The 18,645-nt window shown below is 35.7% G+C and carries 22 protein-coding genes; 19 read left to right on the top strand and 3 right to left on the bottom strand.

The genetic code is table 11. From position 1 onward, the window contains the following. Positions 1-17 precede the first annotated feature (17 nt). The 16 genes from KI338_RS11770 to KI338_RS11695 all read left to right on the top strand — a co-directional run bounded on the left by KI338_RS11770 (position 18) and on the right by KI338_RS11695 (position 13,078). Positions 18-1,145, top strand: a complete 1,128-nt coding sequence (locus KI338_RS11770; protein WP_212921193.1) for a phage portal protein — start codon at positions 18-20, stop codon at positions 1,143-1,145. A gap of 250 nt (positions 1,146-1,395) precedes the next feature. Next, complete coding sequence (locus KI338_RS11765; RefSeq protein ID WP_212921192.1) at positions 1,396-1,965, top strand: DUF4355 domain-containing protein; 570 nt, start codon at positions 1,396-1,398, stop codon at positions 1,963-1,965. Between the two features lie 29 nt (positions 1,966-1,994). Beyond that, positions 1,995-2,414, top strand: coding sequence for a DUF5072 family protein (locus KI338_RS11760; RefSeq protein WP_212921191.1), 420 nt, complete (start codon positions 1,995-1,997; stop codon positions 2,412-2,414). 6 nt (positions 2,415-2,420) lie between these two features. Beyond that, entirely contained in the window at positions 2,421-2,900 is a 480-nt protein-coding gene (locus KI338_RS11755) for a phage major tail protein, TP901-1 family (RefSeq protein WP_212921190.1), read from the top strand. Positions 2,901-2,916: 16 nt separating this feature from the next. Continuing rightward, a complete protein-coding gene (locus tag KI338_RS11750; RefSeq protein WP_212921189.1) occupies positions 2,917-3,219 on the top strand; it encodes a segregation and condensation protein B in 303 nt (100 codons plus the stop codon). A 227-nt stretch (positions 3,220-3,446) separates the two neighbouring features. Further along, the gene (locus KI338_RS17925; RefSeq protein ID WP_373306341.1) at positions 3,447-3,668 is read left to right on the top strand and encodes a hypothetical protein; all 222 of its coding nucleotides are present in this window, start codon (positions 3,447-3,449) and stop codon (positions 3,666-3,668) included. Next, positions 3,669-6,089, top strand: a complete 2,421-nt coding sequence (locus KI338_RS11740) for a phage tail protein (RefSeq protein WP_212921188.1) — start codon at positions 3,669-3,671, stop codon at positions 6,087-6,089. Positions 6,090-6,092: 3 nt separating this feature from the next. Beyond that, positions 6,093-6,944, top strand: coding sequence for a phage tail family protein (locus KI338_RS11735; RefSeq protein ID WP_212921187.1), 852 nt, complete (start codon positions 6,093-6,095; stop codon positions 6,942-6,944). Positions 6,945-6,948: 4 nt separating this feature from the next. Continuing rightward, positions 6,949-9,573 (top strand): hypothetical protein, encoded by a 2,625-nt coding sequence (locus KI338_RS11730; RefSeq protein WP_212921186.1) that lies wholly within the window; start codon positions 6,949-6,951, stop codon positions 9,571-9,573. After that, positions 9,573-9,875, top strand: coding sequence for a hypothetical protein (locus KI338_RS11725; protein ID WP_212921185.1), 303 nt, complete (start codon positions 9,573-9,575; stop codon positions 9,873-9,875). Before KI338_RS11730 ends, KI338_RS11725 begins: the two co-directional genes overlap by 1 nt. Beyond that, complete coding sequence (locus KI338_RS11720) at positions 9,868-10,044, top strand: hypothetical protein (RefSeq protein ID WP_212921184.1); 177 nt, start codon at positions 9,868-9,870, stop codon at positions 10,042-10,044. Before KI338_RS11725 ends, KI338_RS11720 begins: the two co-directional genes overlap by 8 nt. Position 10,045: 1 nt before the next feature. After that, complete coding sequence (locus tag KI338_RS11715) at positions 10,046-10,192, top strand: XkdX family protein (protein ID WP_212921183.1); 147 nt, start codon at positions 10,046-10,048, stop codon at positions 10,190-10,192. Further along, positions 10,179-11,321 carry a siphovirus ReqiPepy6 Gp37-like family protein gene (locus KI338_RS11710; RefSeq protein WP_212921182.1) on the top strand — a complete coding sequence of 381 codons (1,143 nt, stop codon included), beginning with the start codon at positions 10,179-10,181 and terminating at the stop codon, positions 11,319-11,321. The genes KI338_RS11715 and KI338_RS11710 overlap by 14 nt, the downstream gene beginning before the upstream one ends. Positions 11,322-11,679: 358 nt before the next feature. After that, a complete protein-coding gene (locus tag KI338_RS11705; protein ID WP_212921181.1) occupies positions 11,680-11,898 on the top strand; it encodes a BhlA/UviB family holin-like peptide in 219 nt (72 codons plus the stop codon). Positions 11,899-11,973: 75 nt separating this feature from the next. Continuing rightward, complete coding sequence (locus tag KI338_RS11700; RefSeq protein ID WP_212921180.1) at positions 11,974-12,201, top strand: holin; 228 nt, start codon at positions 11,974-11,976, stop codon at positions 12,199-12,201. A 25-nt stretch (positions 12,202-12,226) separates the two neighbouring features. Beyond that, positions 12,227-13,078 (top strand): peptidoglycan DD-metalloendopeptidase family protein, encoded by an 852-nt coding sequence (locus KI338_RS11695; RefSeq protein WP_212921179.1) that lies wholly within the window; start codon positions 12,227-12,229, stop codon positions 13,076-13,078. Positions 13,079-13,345: 267 nt separating this feature from the next. Here KI338_RS11695 and KI338_RS11690 read toward each other — a convergent pair whose 3' ends face one another. Beyond that, positions 13,346-13,882, bottom strand: coding sequence for a phosphotransferase-like protein (locus KI338_RS11690; protein WP_244853576.1), 537 nt, complete (start codon positions 13,880-13,882; stop codon positions 13,346-13,348). Positions 13,883-14,421: 539 nt separating this feature from the next. Here KI338_RS11690 and KI338_RS17780 point away from each other — a divergent pair. Together KI338_RS17780 and KI338_RS17775 are read left to right on the top strand one after the other, a co-directional pair. Beyond that, the gene (locus KI338_RS17780; RefSeq protein ID WP_244853573.1) at positions 14,422-14,925 is read left to right on the top strand and encodes a DUF3231 family protein; all 504 of its coding nucleotides are present in this window, start codon (positions 14,422-14,424) and stop codon (positions 14,923-14,925) included. Next, positions 14,883-15,404, top strand: coding sequence for a DUF3231 family protein (locus KI338_RS17775; protein ID WP_306345312.1), 522 nt, complete (start codon positions 14,883-14,885; stop codon positions 15,402-15,404). The genes KI338_RS17780 and KI338_RS17775 overlap by 43 nt, the downstream gene beginning before the upstream one ends. 407 nt (positions 15,405-15,811) lie before the next feature. Here the strand turns inward: KI338_RS17775 and KI338_RS11680 are convergent, their stop codons facing one another. Then, the gene (locus tag KI338_RS11680; RefSeq protein ID WP_212921178.1) at positions 15,812-16,291 is read right to left on the bottom strand and encodes a hypothetical protein; all 480 of its coding nucleotides are present in this window, start codon (positions 16,289-16,291) and stop codon (positions 15,812-15,814) included. A gap of 14 nt (positions 16,292-16,305) precedes the next feature. Further along, entirely contained in the window at positions 16,306-17,082 is a 777-nt protein-coding gene (locus tag KI338_RS11675; protein ID WP_212921177.1) for a hypothetical protein, read from the bottom strand. A gap of 380 nt (positions 17,083-17,462) precedes the next feature. Here KI338_RS11675 and KI338_RS11670 point away from each other — a divergent pair, with 380 nt between their 5' ends. Then, on the top strand, positions 17,463-18,476 hold the full coding sequence (locus tag KI338_RS11670; protein WP_212921176.1) for a S66 family peptidase: 1,014 nt from the start codon (positions 17,463-17,465) through the stop codon (positions 18,474-18,476). Positions 18,477-18,645: the final 169 nt, after the last annotated feature.

Here is an 18,645-nt window from a genome sequence, read left to right as displayed (position 1 = left end):
TTAAAGGAGGGCTGTAATTGGAATTTTTCACAATGGACCCTGAAGAGTACTTAACAAGTAAGAAATTGAAAGGTTATCTTGATAACCATGCAGCAAGAATCCCAAGATATAATAGGCTGATGAATATGTATAAAAGAAAACACGACATTTCATATGAAGATGAAATAAATGTGGGTAAATCGGATAACCGTTTAGTGGTCAACTATGCGAAGTATATTGTTGATACATTGAACGGTTATTTTCTTGGAAATTCTATAAAAACAATTCATGAAGATAAGAAAGTGGACGAAAAGTTGAAAGTGATTGCCAAGAGAAATAGACTGAATGATAAAAATGCCGAGCTTTCAAAGATGTGTTCGATTTATGGACATGCTTATGAGTTTCTTTACCAGGATGTTGATGCAACTACAAGGGTTACCTACTTACAGCCTCAGAGTGCTTTTGTTATCTACGAGAATACCATTTCCCAGGAACCATTATATGGGGTACGGGTATTATACGACTCAGATGGCAATACCTTTGGAACTATTTATTCAAAAGAAGAGCAGCGGAAATTCTATACAACGGATTCTGGAGGAATAATTATTGAGGATGATGCAGAGCAGCATTTCTTTGGTGATGTCCCGATTATTGAATATGTGGAGAATGAGGAAAGGAAATCAGCGTTCGAAGATGTGGAAACATTAATTAATACCTATGAGAAGGCGCTATCCAACGAAGTACTTGAAATTGAGTATTTTGCAGATGCTAACCTTTCAGTTTTCGGTCTAGATTTAGATGAGGTTTCGATCAAAAATAAACGGATGATAAGTTTAGCTAATAAAGATAGTGAGAGTAAAGTAGTCCATTTTTTTGATAAACCGTATGAAGTCGAGGCAAGAGAATACTTATTGGATAGATTGGAAAAACTAATTTTCCAAATTTCGATGGTACCGAGTACTTCAGATCAGAACTTTGGAAACTCTTCAGTCCCAAAGTCTACACTGCAAACTTTGGAAAATGTAGCACGGTTGAAAGAGCGTAAATTCCATAACGGTATGGTCAAACGATTTAAAATGATGTTTGCCATTCCTACTAATTTTGGCGTGGATCGAGAAGAATATTTGAATATTGATTATGTGTTCACCCGAAACAAAATTTTGTAGGAGAAGCCTATAAGGGATAAAAACTAGTTGGAAGTGCTTCGAAACATTATCAAATATCAATTAAGTAGATTGTTGAAATTATTAGATGAGCTAAAGAAAGAAAAGAGAATGCCTCCCAAGGGGTAAGGAAATCTAGAATTCTTGTCTAGCACTAACACTATAGTGCTTTTATTATGCCCAAAACATGCTTATGGCAATAAAAGATGCAAGGAATCAAAAGTCGAACAAGACTATAAAAAGGAGAATATCTATGTCATTTTTATTACATTTAACTTTACCGTTTTTTAAACGAAATGATATCGGCGGATCAAGTAGTCAGCTCTTAAAACTTGATTTGCAATTCTTTGCTGATGATAAGGACAAATCCGAAGATAATGGTGAAGACAAAGATCCGTATAGAGGGGATAGTAAAAACCCTGAAAACGATAAAAACGAAGAAAATACTTTCACCCAAGAACAAGTTAATAGGATAATCCAAGCTCGTGTAGCACGGGCAATCATCGACAAGGAAGAGGCAGTTAAAGAAGCAAAAAGGCTTTCCAAGATAAATGCAGAGAACAAATGGGAAAACGAATTGAAGAGGCTAAAGCGTGAAAACGAAGAGCTGAAGGCAGCCCAAAATAAATATGAACTTGGAAGGCAAGCTTCAACGGCCTTATCTGCATCCGGTATTACGGCAACAGAAGAAATTCTTGAATTTGTCGTACGTGAAGATGTTGAAAAAACAGGCGAAGCTGTAAAAGTATTTAGTGAATTAGTAGAAAAGATTTCTAATGAAAAAATGAAAGAAAAGCTGAAAGGAAAACCGCCTAAGGCTTGATTGTTGAAATGGCGAAATGAGGAAATGTAATGCTAAAAAAATTATCTCTATTAGACTTACACAAGTCCATTCAAGAGCGTATTCATGAAGGAACTGGATTGAAATGCCTGGATGGTAACCCGATAAATGAGCCTTTACCTTATGCGTTTCTTGAGTTTGTTAATTCTAAACCAAGGAATACAAAAACCATGTTTATCCATGAATATGTTATCCATGTTCATGTTTTATCAGAGGCGGCTAATAACAATGTAGAGCATTATAAAAATATCCAGGCAGTTGATGAAGCATTAACGGAATATATCAATCTACCAGAAGGATATGAAGTATGGGATCAGGTAGAGAGTGGATTGGTTTCTAACTATAAGGAACCTGAAACGGAAGAAAAACATGCCGTATTATCATTTGTATTTAAGGTATCATACGGATTTAAATTAAAAATTGAGGAGTGATTCTTAGTGAGTACAGAACTATATTCAGAGTTAACAGGTAAATTACAGAAAGCAATTGCAGGTAAAGATATTTTATTATCGTTATGGGATCATACGGGAACAAAGTTGCTAGCTATTGCAGGGCAGCAAGGCTTAACCATCAATCGTGACAAGGATACAATTGAGGTTACCTCAAAAGACACAGAAGGTGGATGGAAGGAATTTCTAGGCGGAACAAAAGAATGGTCGATTGATAATGACGGTGTTTATGTGCGCAATCATGATTCACATAAACAATTACTCGCTTTATATGAAGGTGATGATGCTGTTCTTATTAAAGTTACTAACCAAAAAGCGAAAACAGACATGTTTGGTGGACTGGCTATTCTTACTAGTTACCCGATTGAAGCACCATATGATGATGCAGTAACTTATAGCATAACATTACAAGGCACAGGTGCTTTAGTTGATTTAGAAGATGCACCACAAGCTCCAGCTGGAGAATAAGAAAGGGGAATGTTGAATGTTTGTAGTAGATGGAGATAATCTTGAATTAAGATTTAACATGAATAAAATTAAAACGGTTGAAACAATGCATAAGGTCTCAATGATGTCAGAATTAAGTCAGTCCCAGGGAATCTTATCCTTTAGCTTACTCGAAGCCTTATTCACAGTTGGTCTGTATAACACGACAAAAGAAACAACTATAGCTGGGAAAAAAGCACAAGATATTTTTGAAAGTTTATTAAAAGAGGAAGGTTACGGAAACATTAATGCTGCCGTAGTTGGTAAACTTCAAGAAGATTTGGGTTTTTTGTTCCGCTAGAGCTAATTGATTATGAATATTTCGATACTAGTCAGGCAAACGAACCGATAACTAATAAGCAAAAAAAACTAGAAGCAATTGCAAAGTCCTATGAGAAAGAACGGGACTTTGCTTTTTTTGCAGTTAATTTCGGTTATTCCAAACGGGATTATAACGAGCTTACCGAATTAGAAAAACGCTTTATTTACAAGGCATATGAAACAAGGTTAATAAGTGAGATGACTCATTTGAGGAATGCTGTCCTAAACGCAGTTAATAATGCCCTTCGGAAAAAGAATAAAAGGTTCATAGAGCTATATAAGAAGAAACAGGAAAAAGCAGACAAGGAATATAACGAAAATGCAATTAAAGTAATTTTAGAAATTGAGGAACGTAAAGGTAAGTCTTGGGTGGATCGTGTTTATCAAGCTACAGGTGTTAAAAAGCCACAAGAGAAAGTGGGTGAGTAGATGGCAGATAATACACTTACGGCAAAATTAACCGTAGATTCTAAAGGATTGATGAAAGGTTTCAAACAAGCACAGGAAGTCTTGGCTAATATGCAAGAAAAAACCGCATCTTTTGGAAAAGGATTAAAAGATATTGGAAAGTCCATAAGCGGTGTAGGAGATACACTGTCAAGACAAATAACTACTCCAGCACTTGCCGCAACAAAGGCATTGACTGGAATGACTCTTGTTAAAGGATTTAACCAATTAACAGGGATTGATACAGCACAAGCGAAGCTTAAAGCTCTTGGACTTGATGCAAAGAGTGTAGAAGGGATAATGAACTCGGCTCTTGATTCAGTAAGAGGTACTTCTTTTGGAATGGATGAAGCAGCTACTGCCGCATCTAGTGCAGTTGCTGCTGGAATAAAGCCGGGAAAAGAGTTATCAAGATATTTATCCCTAACAGGAGATGCGGCAGCGATCGCCGGAACTTCAATGTCTGAAATGGGATCCATTTTAAATAAAGTTCAGACTTCCCAGAAAGCCTATACTGGTGAACTGAATATGCTTGCTAGTACGGGCATACCTATATTCCAATGGTTAGCGGATGAAGCAGGAGTATCAACAGATAAGATTATGGAAATGGCATCATCTGGTGGGATCTCTTCGGAAATGTTTCTGAATGCGATTGAAACCAATATTGGTGGTGCAGCAAAGATTATGGGGGACTCCTCTTTCAGCGGATCAGTTGCTAATATAGGAAATTCTATTTCAAGAATAGGAGCCAACTTCTTAGATGCTGGAGGCAAGGGTGGTGGATTTTTCTCCATTATTAAACCAATGCTAGCCGATTTTAATAACTATTTAGGAGTAATAGAGGAAAAGGCAGCTGAACTAGGGGTGAAGTTTGGTGAAGCTTTTAGTAGTTTTATAACAAAAATGTTAGAGCTAAAGGCTAAATTTGATGGACTATCCCCGTCTATGCAAGGCGTCATTTTGAATTCCGTGGGAATTGGTGCATCTATTTTAGTAGGGATTGGTCCTGCGTTGAAAATAATAGGAACTTTAGCTACAGGAGTGGGAACTCTTTCTACGCTCTTCTCATTTCTATTTAGTCCTATTGGATTAATTGCTGGAGCGATAATTGGGTTGGGTATCGCATTCGGTATTGCAATGGCGAACAATGAGGAATTCAGAAATAAGGTCTTTGATGCCTTTGGGCAATTTGCGACGGCAATTATCCCAGTGGTAATCAGTGCTGTTAGTATGCTTATTCCTTTTATAGTACAGCTAGGAACAACAATCATGAGTATTGTTATGGCTGTACTGCCTATTCTATTAGATTTATTTATTCAATTAGTTCCTGTGGTAATGTCTTTAGTTCTTACAGTAATAGGGTTGGTATCACAACTACTTCCATTAGTTTCTGTAGTGCTTGATGCACTATTACCTGTTATCCTACTTCTAATCGATACAATTTCGAACATCGTTACTGCTGTAGCTCCAGCCTTAATTGCCATTATCGGGGCTGTGATAGCCATATTCGAGGCAATAATTCCAGTCGTCATCTCTATACTAACTGTGGTTATACAAGTAATAGCTAATATAATAGCAGCTATTATGCCAATTATTGCCTTTATTGCAGCAATAATTACAACCATTATCAGTATTATCGCTCCAATTGTCACATATATAGCGAGTATAATTTCAATAATTTTTAGTGTGATAACTCCAATCATATATTTTGTGACCGGCGTATTTACTACTGTTTTCTCGATCATTTCAGAAATTTGGCAAGGGATTATGCTATATATAAGCAATGCAATAGCAAAAATATCTGAAATCATAGCCAAATTAAGTAGTATCGTTTCCGGAGTATTTAATACCATTTCTGGAATTGTCTCAAGAGTTATGGGCACGGTAAGTTCAATAATTTCTGGTGTATTTTCAGCTATCCAAGGTGCTTGGAAAGGATTAACAGGGATAGTATCAAATATATTCAGTGGGATTTCCAGTAGTGTTGAAAAACTAGTTGGTCATGTAAAGGGCTTCATCAATGGGGTAATCGGTGGAATCAATTTAGCTATTGGATTAATCAATAAAATACCTGGTGTGAACATATCCAATATCCCACAATTGTATCACGGTACAAATGACTGGATTGGTGGATTTGCCTATATGAATGAAGGTGGTCGTGGAGAACTTGCTTTGCTTCCAACTGGTTCACAAGTTATCCCGCATGACGTTTCCATGCGCTATGCAAGGGAAGCTGGTCGCATGAGTGGTAGGCAGACACTTGAATATTCAGGTGGAAATACAGGAATTGAGGGAATAACACAGCATATTACAATTAATAGCCCACATCCTACAAGTCCATCTGAAAACGCACGTAGGATGAAACAAGCAAGTCGCCAATTGGCTATGGAGTGGAGTGGTTAAGGAATGATACGATTCTCGAATAGTAGAGGTCAATCAATTGAATTTAAGGAAGGCTGCCAATTTCGAATCTTTAATATTGATGGGGTTGGTGGATCTGATGTTGATGTCCAGCTTCAATCAGCTCCATATCAAGATGGGGCAACTCATATAGATAGCATTCTAGAACCCCGTTCAATTTCAATAGAATTTGGCATATTCGCGAATAACAAAAAAGAGATATACGAATTAAGGCGATATATTAGTGAAGTATTTAATCCGAAATTTGGGATCGGAACACTTTTTTTAAATTATGGAGGTGTTAGTTTTGAAATAGAAGCTACAGCTGAATCAGGGCCCAATTTTCCAGGGGGATCTACTAATGAAACATCTCGTTTCCAAAGGGGTATGTTGAGTCTAATATGCCCCAACCCTTACTGGAAATCCGAACAAATTACAGAAGCCCCAACCTTTGAAGCTTTATTTGAATTTCCGTTCGAAGGGGCGTTTGAAATGGGAATTCAACGCGATTTAAGAACAATCATTAATGATGGTGATGCCCCAACTCCGATTCAGATTGAGTTCTACGGTCCTGCAACTAATCCTATCGTGATAAACAACACGACTGGAGAGTTTATTAAAGTGAACCAGAGATTACAAGAGGGCGAATATATGAGAATTGATACAACACCGGGTGATAAATCGGTGTTTTTTGTTTCTCCAGATGGAACAGAGAGAAATGTATTTAATTGGATTGATTTAGAAAGTACATTTTTCCTCTTGCAGATTGGAGAAAACGAAATAGAGTATAGTGCTGATAGTGATATACAAGGCGCTATTTTTAACATTTATTATAGTAAACAATATGTAGGAGTGTGATGAAATGGCTGAAATAAGTAAATTTTTTAATAGCGCTCCAGGAGACCCAAGAAAATATCAATCTGCTGATTTTGCGGATTATTTTGGTAATGTATTAAGCACAGGTTTACTCCATACCAATGAGCTACCTGGAATGCAAGTATCTGTTGGAACTGGTTTAAATACAGTAGTAAGCCCAGGTAAAGCAATCATGCAAGGATATGCTTATGAAAATACAACTATGTTAACGTTGGAGCATAGTTTGCCAGAAATTATGCTGGACCGAATTGATCGTATTGTCCTACGCTTAGATAAGCGGAATCAATCGAGATATATTAAACTTTTTGTTTTGCAAGGTGAAGCATCCGAAAACCCATTACCGCCAGAATTGACACGAGATGAATTTATATATGAATTGTCATTAGCTCAAATCAGAGTAAGGGCAAATACAAGTTCATTACAGGCTCAAGATTTAGTAGATGAACGTTTAAATGAGAATCTATGTGGATTAGTACAATCATTAATTACATTACCTACTAATCAATTCCAAGAGGAATGGGATAATTTTTTTGCAACTATTTCATTAGAAACTGACAATACAAAGTCACAATATGAGCAAGAGTGGAAAGAATGGTTTGAGAATCAGCAAACAGAAGGATTCGTGATGCAAGATGAATTAAAAGGTGGAAATATTGAGACAGTTACATTACAGTATAGAGAAAATGTTGTAAAAGCCAATAGGGATACACCTGCGAGGTTAGTATTACTAGAGGGTAGAACAGAAATCCAGCTAGTGCCACCGTTTGATTCTAGTGCATGGTTTGCCCATAATGCAAGAATATCAGTTAACGAGAACGACAACAGAAAAGCAGAGGTGACTTTTCAGGCTGCGTATGGACAAACTGGTTTTGGATTAATTCCTGTGGAAACTGGTAAGACATATGATGTTCATTATGATTTTACCCTACCGTCCTCTGCAACACTACGATTTCGTGTGTCAGAGTATAGCGAAGGCGATTCTATACCACATACACAGCATGATGTAACAGAATCATCGGGTGTATTTTCATTTACAACTAGCTCTAATACAACAAGGGTTTCTTTTAATTTGTCTGATGACCAAGCTTATAGTTTTTCGATTAATAGGCTCCTTTTGGCAAAAAGTGGGCAAGAGCCATCACTAGTTGAGAGCATACAACCAATTCGTTTTCCAGCTATTCAAGTAAAAGATGAAGAAGATAATCTTATTTCACAACAGTCTATTCAAAGCTATTTCTACGAGGGGGATAGATTGGAGTGGCGAAATGGGAAGCCTTTTAAGATTACTAACCAAACAGAAATAATACTAAATGGAGAGCTAGATTGGTACCACAGTGTAGGGAGTGGAGACCAAAATGGATATAAAGTTTTAGCAGTTACTAATATGATTGATACAACTGCCTATGATAATGCAAATATTGGTTGTGTTGTAAAATACAATGGTGAAATCTTAAACCCAAGAGGCGAATCTTGGACTGCTGACGCTATTCAAATAGGCTCAAACAATAGAAATCTTTATGTGTCTGTATTAAATCAAGACTCTGGCTGGGGTCAAGGTTATAAACCAACTATAGACGAGGTTAAAGCATTCTTTAACGGTTGGAGAATGTATGATGGTTCGAGCGGGCAATCGATAAATGGGGTATACAATCGTACAGACGGGTTAAATAAACGGTGGGCATATCGAGATTCTACCGGAAAACTTATTAATTCAGGAACTGGTGCAATTCTTCCGTCTCTTCCAGCTCCAAATAACTCTAAGTGGCAACCCTATCGTTTCATTTACCAACTTGGAGAACAATCAGTAATACCAGTTCAATTTTTTAGTGAACTTAAATTGAACAAGGGTGTGAATCATATTAGACTATCGGAGGGCATGGTTACTAGGGAGATTACTACACCACACGTCATGAGTGAGTTTGTTTATCTGAATCGGTTGACTTATCCTAACTCACTTTTAAAGAACAAGGTATTCAGAATTATCGCAATCTATAAAGATGGCATATCGGAGACAATTGGTGAAGATGCATCACATAATGGTTGGTACCGAGTATTTGATGATGATGCTTTGGGAAATGAAAGACTAACGATTGCACGGAAGAATTATGATCCAAAAGCACAATATACTGTAGACTATCTAATTATGCCGAATAACTCTGCTTTAACAGAGTCTGTTAAGATAAAATACCCGAATAATATTGGTAGTATTGTAGATGAGTTAATAGAAATGAACACAGAAAATAAAGAGGCAATGCAGCTAACGAACATGTCGCTAATTGAAGATAGTGTAATTGTTGAAGAAGGTAAAAATGCAAATGGATCGTATATTCGTTGGGCAAATGGTTTGCAAATGGTATTTAGAAATATTCCTTTTAATGTAAAAACTACTAGTCCACAACAATTTGATTATCCTGCAAGATTTACCGAAGTATATGGTGGTAGTTGGGCAAGTAATTCTATGAGTACTATTGTAATGGATGCACTTAAGGATACCGTATCAGGTGCACAAAGCTCCTCATGGATTATACGAACACACAGTGTTTCAGCAAATTCTGATCCAAACTACCAATCGATAAGTGTTAATCTATTTGCTATAGGAAGGTGGAAATAATGAAGGTACTCTTCAGTCCATATAGGTCTAGCGATGTGATACTATATCAATTCGATAATGACAAAATTATAGTACATTATAATGGAGAGGAAGACTTGTTCGACTTTACGGAATATGCCGATGGTGAACTGGACAGCATTGAAACGATTCTACCTGACTCTCCTATTCGATCAGCTAAGCGTGTTAACGGGGAACTTTACGTACAATTATTGTATTTTTATGGAAGTAATGCAACACACGCAGAAAAATTCCCTGAATGGAAAGAACATTCTGAGTTAAAGGTTGGTGTATATCATGGCTAAAATTAAATGGAAAACTCAAAAGGAAATCGAAGCCGAAAAAAACGCCCCAAGACCATTAACTGATATTGAAATATTAGGAATCAACCAATCAGAAAGAGAAATTCAAGAGATTATTCTTGGAAGACAATTGTCTGATATGGAAATTCGTTTACTGATGGGAGGGTTATAGAATGACCGAGTTTGAAAAATGGAGAGATCGATACATTAAGCACTGGACTACTAAGATTCAGTTGAGAACTTTGGTAGGTCTAGAAGTCCTAACAGCGGATGAATACAAGGATATGACAGGCGAGGAATATTCTGATGAAACCAATTAGAGTTATGACACCAGATTTCGAGCTGCTAACCGAAATAGATAGCTATGAATCTGCTGTAGTAACTAGAAGCTGGAGTGAAGTAGGAAGTCTTGACTTGAGAATAAATCGATATATGAAGGACGCCCATTTGTTACAAAAGGGTGTCCTTTTAATATTGGGGGGGCAATTGCATAAAATCTTCATCATCAAACACCGTGAAATTGAACTTGATGAGAATGGAAAGATTACTGAAAACTGGATTATTAAAGCTCCATCCTTTAAGTCTATATTAGCATCCCGGATAACTATACCTCCTAGTCATTCTGCGTACGATAATAAGCAGGGTTCAGCAGAGGAAGTCATGAAGCATTATGTGAATGTAAACGCAGTAAATCCAGTTAATCCAAAACGAATTATTCCTAATTTAGTGATTGCTAACAACCTAAACCGAGGTGGGGTTTTAACTTGGCAATCACGGTATAAAAACTTAGCTGAAGAAGTAACAGAACAGTCTTTAGCAAGCGGTTTAGGGTGGGATATTACAATAGATTTAACTAATAAGAAGTATGTTTTTGATGTGAAGGAAGGTCGTAATCTGATTGCAACACAGAACAGCTTACCTCCAGTTATATTCAGTCCTAATTTCGATTCTTTAAAGAATCTTAAGTACTCTGAAAGCGAATTAAACTATCGAAATGTAGCGTATATAGCAGGGCAAGGCGAGGGAATGGATCGCAGGATAGTGGAATTAGGTGATGCAACAGGAATCAATCGTCATGAAATCTTTGTAGATGCTCGTGACATCGAGGAGGAAGTTGATGGTGTAGCAAGACCGAGTCAGGATATTATAAACGATCTAACAGCACAAGGACAATTAGAACTGGAAAAGCTGCTGCAAGAAAACTATCTGGAGGGACAAGTACTTACAAAGTCACCTTTAAAGTATGAAATCGACTATGATTTAGGAGATTCCGTAACCATTCAAAATATGGACTGGGGTGTTACAATGGATGCTCCTATTACGGAAATAAAAGAGGTATATGAAGCTAGTGGTTTTCAAATTGAAGCAGTCTTTGGGAATGACAGACCAACGCTTATTGATAAGATTAAAAAAGGCTTTAAAAAGATGGATAATGAATTGTTGAAGTAAATTACCAATTTAAGGCATATTCTTATTATAAGAGTTGTTATCTCTTAATTTTTATTATGCATAGTTGACATGTTAATGAGTATCTGTCAAAAAGAAGGTAAACACCTTGTCAATCGATGATATGAGGCTTACTTTATAAAGAGATATAGAGGAAAGTGAATTAAACAATCACCTGGAAGATAATTATGGCATCAGATTTACAATGATTTATTGGTAAAAAATAACTATTTTAGATGATTCTCATTTAGAAATCATATTTAGGGATGTATTTGGGAACACATTTAAAAAAGATCATTAACTTATGAAAGCACCCTTAGTGGTGCTTTTTATTTTTAAGTAATGAATATGGGGGTTCGCTATGGACGAAACATTAATTCAATATTTCCTCACACAAGGGCCATTCGCGGTCCTTTTTGTATGGCTTTTTTATTCTAGTAGAAAAGAATCTCAGGAGAGAGAAAAAAAACTCTATCAAACTATAGATGATCAGAACGAAATTCTTAAAGGATTTAGTACAAAATACGATATTGTCATTACAAAACTAGACGATATTGAAGAGCGCTTACCGCCGAGGTAATTTACTATCAGGGTCGAAATAAAGTAAAAAAGATTAAACCAATATGCCATTTTTATATGAAAAGAGGTGTAAATCATGTTTGAAATAGCATTAATTATCACAGTTGTCTTAGCTTTTACTGAATTAATTAAACACCTAGGATTATCTAATAGGTACTTACCTGTGGCATCTCTGGTTTTAGGGCTACTAGCAGGTATTTTTTATGTTGGTGGTACTTTGAAAGAGCAAATTATGTATGGATTAATGATTGGATTGTCTGCAGCTGGTTTGTTTGATCAATCAAAAATTGTTACTAAAAAATAGTATGAAGTAAGGAGGTGTGTTAGTAATGCCATTCGAAGGTTATAGAGTTACAAGTCCGTATGGGTACCGTACAGATCCGATTACTGGTCAAAGGAATACGTTTCATGATGGGATTGATCTAGTTAAGGGTCATCAAGCACCGGTTGGTGCATTCATACCGGGTAAAGTATTGTACGCTGGAAATGGAGTAAGTGGTACCGGTGTCGGAGGCTACGGTAATGTAGTCGTTATTCAAGATAAATACAATCGGGCTCATGTCTATGCTCATCTTTCTAGTGTGACAGTAAAAAAAGGACAAACAGTTAAACAGGGTGACATTATCGGTAAACAGGGTGCTACGGGTGCAAGAGTAACTGGTTCGCATTTGCATTACGAGGTGCGAAAAAAGTCTAGTCCATCTCTTGGTTGGATTGATGATCCAAAAGCCAAAACACTGGATCCCACTCAGTATGTTAAGGATTACTTTGCGGCAGAAAATGGAACTGGGAATAATATTTATGTAGTAAAGGCTGGAGATAATCTTACAAAGATTGCTAATGCCTACAATACAACAGTGGATGCACTTGTTAAACTTAATGGTATCGATAATAAACATCTCATATTAATCGGGCAAAAGATTAAGTTACCTGGTAAGACAAATAAAAAAGAAATTCTTTACCTACCAAAAACAGCTTTTAGTTGGCGAGTTTATTCAACCACGGTTGCGCCGGTTAAAGGTAACGAAAAAGGCTTCTTAAATCCAAGGAAATTTGGTGGATTACAATATGAGGTGCTTGGTAGGCCTCAGGCTAACGTTGTCACTATCCAGACAAGGGATTTTGGTAAAGTAAATATTTACGTAGGGCCAGAATCAGGTGCAATATTAAAGAAAATTTAAGAAACTAACTATTTTCTTATTCTATTGGACTACCTGAGGAAATTGTTTTTGTTACTTAAAAAGCTGTATTAATTTCTATTTTCTCATTATTTTAGATACAAGGGTACACTTTTTTATCACTATTTCTTTGAAGGTCACTACGTTTCCTAAACTAGTAAGTATTTTTAACCTCATGAGTCGAATTCCTTAGGATTCGACTTTTTGAGATTAGTTTATTTAAATGAATCTTCTTTAGCGGATTAGAGAATATACTCTCACAACTAATAATTATTTAATACGGGCTTCTTTTTTACGCTTAATAATTTCCGATAGCGTTTCCTCAGGAGTCATATAGGAAGAATCAATCCAAAGTCCTATTTTAGGGTTTTCATGTAATAGTACGTTATTAAGCGTTTCTACTTGCCATGCCGTATACCCAGACTTATTTCGTTTTTGCTCTCTATTAATTATTGAATTAACATTTGGATGAAGTGTAATGAAGTAAATTGGCTTGGATTTGAATTCATCTAGAAAGCCCATGACCTCTTTTCCTAAATAATTATCTTGAACCACGACAGAAAATCCTGCATTGTAATACATCTCTACTACTTTTGCTGCAATCTTAAAACGTAGTCTTAATTGCTCTAACGCACTTTGGGAATAATTTGGAGTCATATCAATGTTTCCTTTTACAATCATTTTTCGAAAAACATCTCCACGCACATGAACTCCTTTCTCAAATTTCTCTGCTAACATTTGGGAAATTGTGGATTTTCCAGATGCCATTACTCCAGTTATAATATAAATTCCTCTTTCAAGCGTCACAGTTCTACCCTCCAATCGCCTACTCAAGCTTTTACAATTTAAAAACAGATATCTTAAAAGCTAACTGCATGTATTTTGTAAAGTACTTTTATTGAAAGAATAGAGTTGGATAATACTTATGACAAACTATTCTCTCAACCCGTGCTTGATTCACATCTTTATCCTTCATAAATAGTACGGTTTTCTTTCAGTCACGAATATGGATAAAGCAAGTGTCCATTCGATTTTACCACGTTCATATTAATTTCCACCATTTACATTTTGTTTTTCGATTCAAATCTAGCTTTAAATATTATTGAAATTATAAAACGTAAACTTTCGAGGAGCAAATAAAAAACTTAAACATAAGAATAATCAGTTCAGCCTATAAGTTTATGGCATATTAAACCGAAAATAGCACTTCACTATACAGAAGAAAAGTCCTAGAAAGAAAATGGGCATCCTCTTCTATACAAATGTCTATATTATTGATTGAAAGATACATATTTGTCATCTGGTAGGAAAGAATATGTCTAGAATTATTAATTGGAGGTTTATATATGTCTAATAAATATAAAATGAGCTCCACAGAACTAGGTGCATTATGGATGACATATCATAAAAAGACAATGATTTTGAGAATATTAGAGTACTTTATTGAAAAAGCTGATGATGAAGAAGCTAAAAATCTAATGTCAGGCTTGTGGGAGCAGCTTCATCCAAAGATTATTGAAATGGAGTCTATGTTTATAAATGAAGGTGCAGTACCTCCAAAAGGCTTTACAAAAGTGGATGTCAATTTAGAAGCACCAAAGCTATGGGAAAATGGTTTTGATATTATGTTTAGCAGGATTTTAAAGGAAATAAGTACAGGAATGTATGCATTGCATTTAACCATTTCATATAGAGAAGACATCATAAAACTTTATAAGCAACTTACTGAAATAACAGAGAATTATTATGATAAATTTCACAATATCTTCTTGGAAAGTCTATTCTTTCACGTCCAAACTATGTCAATATGCCAAGTTCAATTGATTTTATACATGATAAACAGTACATGAAGGGCAGTACTATTTTAGGGCAAAAAAGATTATTAAATACCATCGAATTCGGTGTATTATATCGTGCGTTCGAAAGCAACATTACAGGGATGCAATTAATGAAGGGTTTTGCACAATGTGCAAAGGATAAGGATGTGCAAAAGTACTTTTCAAAAGGTTTGGAGCTTTCAAAAGAAATTATACTTGAAAATGAAGGTATACTAATAGAAAGTAATATTCAACCTCCTTCAACACCTGGTGGAACAGTTACGTCTTCAACCATTGCTCCATTTTCTGATAGGCTTATGCTGTTTTGCAATTATCTGTTAGGTAGTTTTAGTCTGGGAGGTCAAGGATTTAGTGCAACTTTCTTGTGGAGAAATGACTTAATCACAAAAATAGGTGTACAAGCCAAAGATATATTTGAATACACACGAGAAGGAGCTGCCCTCTTGATGTCTAAAGGATGGATTGAGGAACCACCTAAAATGGATCTTTGAGCGATATACCCTCCCAGTTGGAATTCGGAGTTAGAATTTTATATAAGCTTTAACGATGTCATCCTAATAGATTTCGCGACTAGGAAAGGAACATCTTGGTTATCATCGAGATCCGGAAATGTAGTCCTATATAATTGCACAGAATTAATGATTACCATTATAGGTGGGCGGCAATATTATTCTATATTCAAATCTGAGAGCGAATCTGAATGGATTCGCTTTTTTCGATCAGTAGGAGAGAAAAAATAGTTTGGATGTTTCCAAGAACGTTCTTTTTTCCACTCCTTGGTATTGGTTGCTAACGAATAAACATCTCAAATTATTTATCTGATGTAAACCCTACAAAGAGTGTAGAAGCTTGAATAGAATTACTTTAATAATATGTTAACTTTTGAAAAACAAAAAAATCAAAAATTTTCATCATCGTTTAAATGAGGAGTATTAACTCCTAATGCTTTATGTTCTTTTAAAATAAACTCGACGCTTTTAACATTTTCTTTCTCGCACTCAACTACTAAAATTACTAAAGGGAGTATTTTCCTTTCTGTTCGTCGACTATTTTTAGTAAGCTTGATAACACATATATTCCATAAGAAGCCAATAGAGAATCCGATAAATGCTGCTATTAACCCCCATATAATTGGCCCCCATGTAAGATTAAACCCTAAACTAGTTCCCACAACTCCAGTAGCAACTGCCAATGCTAGTGATTTATCTAAAAATGAAAAACCATCTGCATCATGAATCGAATCGAAAATTTTTAATGTCTCATCTGATTCATTGATAGGGATAGCAAATATGTTCTTCTTTGTCACTCCTTCTTGTTCTAATTTTGTGATTGCTAACTCAAGTGATGGAGAATGTTCAAAAATAGAAAATACCTGCATTGTTTATTACCACCTTATTCTTTCCGTACCCTAAAACTAGGGTGTTGATAAGTTTCTTGAAGATAGTATCGCTGTTCTCTGATATAAAGTTTATTATTTTCAACTGTATTCACATAAGCATCATACATAGAAAATCCATAAATCGAAGGTAAGAATAAAAGCCATTCTTTATTGAATACCTCGGTTGCTTTTTGAATCTCCCCCATGAATATGTAATTTAACCCTTCTACAAAATGGGAATAATAAGTAATCACTACCATCCATATTAAAATAAAGCCTGCTAAAACTATACGATGAATATACAGTTGCCCCAAGCCCGGCATGATAAAAGACCATAATAATGCAGTTATGGGATTCCTCTTATCTAAATAGTTAATTTCAAACGCACCAAGAACAAAGGAGTTGAAACGATGTTTTTCTCGTTGTGCTAAAAGTGTTATCTTATTCATATCAACAGCTGTTCGATAACTATCCCAAGTAGCAAAAAAGTAGGTAGGAAGATATAACATGAGCCATCTAGTATCCAAGACGGCTTTCGCTTGTTCAAAATCTCCTATGAATGTATAAATTATCGCTTCATTTAAATGCGCATTTAAATTAATGACCATTTCCCATATAAATAACGCCATTCCTCTTAAATATTTCGAAAGCAAAAGATGACCAAATCCTGGATAAGCAATAGACCACCATGCAATTATAATTGGGTTACGTAAGTGCAGTTGTGTCGTCCCCAGCTGACTAACGTATCCAACATATCTTCTTGCTGTATTGTTATTATCATAATTATTCATACGGATATCCCACATAAATGAACTCCATTAAAATTTCATTTGATAATTGGCTCTTTCTTTAGGTTTTACATTTATCATATGGAATATCCAAATAACAAAAATGGTAGTTTGAATTGTGTTTATTAATGATGTTTTTGCATTTAAACAGCTATTTTAGCTTAGAGTGGGGAGCACGGATTTTCCAGGAAGTAAACGAAAAAGTGCTAAATCTTGTTAAAAAAGTAATTTAGCACTTTTTCTTTTTAACTATTTATATTATATTGGTTCTACTTCTATAGATTTTTCCCGCTAATAGTATAACTTCGATGTAATTTCCAAAATTGATCAATTGTTATGAGAAAACGTATGTTAAAAAATTGGTTAAGAGGGAGAGGTTTTTTATGATTCGCTATCCTTATCTATCGGAAGGTGGCATTATTGGTATTACGGCACCGTCTTCAGGTGTTGAACCTGAATTACATGATCTAGTAAAACAATCTATTCACCGAATGGAGTCCATGGGGTTTCAAACTATTGTAGGAGATACGGTTTGGACGCAAAAAAAGGCAAAATCTGCACCTGCACAAGTAAGAGCAAACGAACTAAATGCGTTGCTTCAAAACGATAAGGTTGATTTAATCTTCCCTCCTTGGGGTGGAGAACTCCTAATCGAAATGATAGAGTATATCGATTACAGTGAGGTTAAACCAAAATGGATTATGGGCTATTCAGACACAAGTGTGTTGCTGCTTGCACTTACATTAAAAACAGGAATAGCTACAGCACATGGCGTTAATCTAATGGATTTACGAGGGGAGAAAAGTGACGAGACAACAGCCATGTGGCGAAATGTACTAGCAACTAAATCAGATGAATCTATACTACAACAATCCTCTATTTTATACCAAAAAGCATGGCAGCATGACAATCCGTCCCCATGGGTATTCCATTTAACAGAACCAACAGAATGGAAATCAGTACCAAAAGGTATTTCACCTATAAAAGGGAGATTATTGGGTGGATGTGTAGATGTCATCCGTCATTTAATTGGAACACCTTATGGTGACGTAGCGACATTTCAACAACATTATATAGCAAACGAACCGATTCTTTGGTATTTCGAAAACTGTGAACTATCTACAACAGATTTACGTCGGTCTCTTGTTCAGATGAAGCTTGCTGGCTGGTTTGACAACTGTTCTGGTATTTTATTTGGTAGAAGTGCTGCAAATCACACAATTGAAGGATATGAAATAGTGGATGTATATAAAGACCTTTCAAATGAACTAGGTATTCCTGTTGTGTATGATATTGATTGTGGACACGTACCTCCGCAAATAACTTTCATTAATGGAGCATATGCAGAAGTGGAGAAAAGAGATGGAAGCTGGAATTTCCTTCAGACATTTAGATAAACTGATAAATGAATAAAGTCTGTTAAATCGTATAGAGGATAGTAGTAAATACAGATTGATAAACCAAATGCCTGGTTTTAAGGTGTTTGGTTTTATTTCTTTCATTAAAATAATCTATACAACTCTCACAATAAGCTCTTTTTCATATGCTATTAGTTAGGAAGGGGTG

Origin of the sequence: Ornithinibacillus bavariensis (genome assembly GCF_018333235.1) — a bacterium.
GTDB lineage: Bacteria > Bacillota > Bacilli > Bacillales > Amphibacillaceae > Ornithinibacillus > Ornithinibacillus bavariensis.
Note: the sequence above shows the minus strand (reverse complement) of the source record. Positions and strands in the feature narration are given on the sequence as shown.